Origin of the sequence: Aquimarina sp. RZ0, assembly GCF_008370685.1 — a bacterium.
In the GTDB taxonomy this organism is placed as follows: domain Bacteria; phylum Bacteroidota; class Bacteroidia; order Flavobacteriales; family Flavobacteriaceae; genus Aquimarina.
This window is the reverse complement of sequence record NZ_VTZU01000154.1, coordinates 1-3,676: the sequence shown is the minus strand read 5'-3', so window position 1 is coordinate 3,676 and position 3,676 is coordinate 1. Positions and strand designations below refer to the sequence as shown.

The 3,676-nt window shown below is 33.2% G+C and carries 1 protein-coding gene; it reads right to left on the bottom strand.

Going from position 1 to position 3,676, the window contains the following annotated elements:
- Positions 1–350: 350 nt before the first annotated feature.
- Positions 351–3,676 (bottom strand): non-ribosomal peptide synthetase (locus tag F0000_RS26630; protein ID WP_149627741.1); only part of this gene is annotated, 3,326 nt, incomplete at its 5' end.

Below are 3,676 nucleotides of genomic sequence, written 5' to 3'. Positions count from 1 at the left end.
GTAAAATATTTTTAGAATTTGATTCCTTTCGAATCATTGAACGAAGTTCTGAAGACGATTCTGTTACTCTAAATGATATATGTTTACCCATATACAAATATACGAAATATTATTCCGTAAATCGTATAATAAAGTAAAAAACGAGGTCTCCGAATTAAGATGATAAAGTACATTACCATCTCTTGGCTAAGAGGTGGTTTAAACTTTTTTCAATTCGCTATAAAAATGTCCTTTTTCACTCAATTTTCGCATTTTTCTCACTTCGTAACGCTGCTATGAAGAGCAAAAAACACTTCAATTGATCAAAAAATTACTATTTTTCACTAGAATCAAAAAAGTTTAAACCACTTCTAAGAATAAATCATATCATCAATCTTTTTTTCTGTACTATTTTCTATTAAATATTCAGAAATTTGATTGACAAATGGATGATCTAATATTTGGGGATGGGTTGTAGGTATTGAATAGATTTTTACCTCTTTATTAGTATATCTGCTCCATCCATAATCTAACGCTACCGCATCATTATCCTCTATTCCTATTTCGACATCGGGTTCTATTCCTAATTTAACAGGAATAAATGCTGCTCTAAACAAAATGACTTTAGTATTTAGCTTTTCTTCAATAACAGGAATATAGGGGTAGGTAGTATTACTAAAAACTACTTCTAAATGCCCTCTGATTTCATCTTCTGTCATTGCTAATCCAGAATCTCCTATCCATTTACATAGTGTCTTTATCTGCTCTTCTTTAGATTTACCTTCAAGAATTGAATCTGGTAAGGCTAATTCTATCTCGAATAGTTCACGTATTTCATCAATTTCTTCATGTAAAAAATCTCGAAATACGTTGTCTTGATCCAATTCTTCAGAAATCTGATTACTTACTTCGGGAAGTTCTGCATCAATACTTAATAATTCTTCAACTTTAAACCCTGCGGATGTTAATTGCAATGCCATCTCTAATGCAACTCTTCCTCCAAATGAATACCCTCCCAATCGATAAGGTCCTGATGAATCTATTTTTTGCATTTCTTCAATAAATGTAGTGGCCATTTCTTCTAGTGACCCAGATATTGGGGTTTTTCCATCTAATCCAGGACATTGAAATGCATGAACTGGTTGTTGGTCTCCCAAAAGTTTAACTAACTCCCGATAACATCCTACTGTTCCACCAACTGGTGGAGTAAAAAATATTGGAGTTTGGTGTCCTTTTTCTTGTAATGTAATTATAATATTATTCTCAGCAGAACCTATAGAAGATGTGTTTTCTAACAATAAGGCAATTGTTGGGTACTCAAATAAAATAGAGACACTTAACTTTTTACTCAATATCAAGTTTACTTTAGAAACCAATTTTATGGCTAAAATAGAATGTCCTCCCAAAGCAAAGAAATCATCATGAATACCTACGCTCTCTATACCTAACAATTCTTCCCAAATTGCAACCAATTCTGATTCTATCTTATTACGAGGTGCAACATATGCTATACCAGTATCAGGTTGTTCGGGGCTTGGCAGCCTCTTCTTATCAATTTTCCCATTTCTAGTTAAAGGCATTTCTGGTAAAGTAACCCAAATTCCCGGAACCATATACTCAGGTAACTTTCTTTTTAAATAGTCTTGGGTATCTTCGGTATTAAAGTCTTCTTTACCTACTAAATACCCCACCAAAAGTCGATTCCCCATAGCATCGTCTTTAACCAAAACACAACAACTCTGAATATTTTCATTACTCAGCACTGCACGTTCTATTTCCTCTAATTCAATTCGGTATCCTCTAATCTTTACTTGATCATCTGTTCTACCAATAAATTCAATATTACCATCAGCTAACCAACGTGCTAAATCTCCTGTTTTATATAGGCTCTCTCCATCTACAAATGGATTATTCACGAATTTTTCATTGGTTAGTTCTTTTCTATTTAGATATCCTCTTGCCAAACCAGGGCCACCAATACACAACTCTCCTACTACACCTATGGGTAACAGATTGATTTCAGAATCTACAATATATACACTAGTGTTGGAAATGGGTTTACCTATTGGGACATTATCTCCTACTATGGGGCCATCAAAAGTAGTGGCACAAATACTAGTCTCTGTCGGTCCATAAGCATTGATATACTTATGATTTTCAGAAAAGAGTTGAGCTACCTCTACTGGTATTTTCTCTCCAGCAGTGATTAAAGTCTCGATTCCCAATAAATCATCTCCATTTAATACTTGTAAAAATGCAGGAGGAAGTGTTGCAAATGTAACTCCGTTTTTCTTTATATATGTCGAAAACAAAGTTGTATCTGATTTAACTCCTTCTGATACAATATATAAACTTGCTCCACCTAAAAGAGAGATATAAATTTCCCAAACAGATGCATCAAAAGAATGACTGGCAAACTGAAGGCAATGGTCATTGGCTTTAATTGAAAAAGAGTCTATTTGAGAACATATCGTATTGATAATACTTTGATGTTCGATCATCACGCCTTTAGGTACACCTGTACTACCCGAAGTATATATTACATATGCCAAATCATTGGGTAAAACCTTAAAAGAAGGATTTTTAAAAAACGTATCCTCTTGTGATAAGCTTTCTAACTCTATATCAATAGAAAATACTGGAACATTCAATTCTATACTATCAAATAAATTTTCGGATTCAATTATTAAAACCTTTAACTGAGTATCCTCTATGATAAATGATTTTCTAGAAATTGGGTATTCTGTATCGATAGGAACATATACTGCTCCAGATTTCATTATGCCTAACATCGAAATTATTGACCACTCTGAGCGCTCGAGCATAATGCCTACAAAACTCCCCGAATCTAATTCATACTGCTTTTGTAAATGATGTGCTAAACGATTGGATTTCTCATTAAGTTCTTTATAAGTTAACTCTTTATCTTCAAAAACTACGGCTATTGCATCTGGATTTTTGGATACTTGATCTTCAAATAAAGAAATTAATGTATACCCCTCTGGATACTCTACTTTGGTATCGTTAAATACATCCAATAGTGTATGTGACTCTTCGTCTGTTAATATCGATAAATTTCCTATATTCGATGATGGGGATAGAAGTATACTACGCAATAATTTTTTATAATGAATTAACATTTTTTGAATCGTAACTCTATTAAATAGAGCGCTACAATATTCCATCTGTAATACAATCCCTGACTCCTTTTGATCAACATTTAAGGTCAAATCAAACAGAGAAGTATTTCCTTCATATTCGTACTGAGTCACTTTTAAATCCTCCAATTCTATTTCGACTTCTTCTGGAGTGTTTTGTAAAACAAACATCACCTGAAACAGAGGAGACATGCTTAAATCACGATTAGATATGATACGATTAACTACTTTTTCAAAAGAAGCTAATTGATGATCATACCCTTCTAGAGTAGTTTGTTTTACCTGAGTTAATAGCTCTTTAAAACTAAGTTCATTATTTACTTCACTTCTAATCGCTAATGTATTAACAAATAAACCAATAATCTCCTCTAATTCTGACTGTGTACGATTCGCTATAGGAGTACCAACACATATATCTTCCTGACCACTATATCTGGATAATAACACCTTAAATGCTGACAATAAAAACATAAACAAGGTAACACCTTCTTTTTGACATACCTTATGAATCGAAGCACTCAAGGCTGCATCTAACTCTA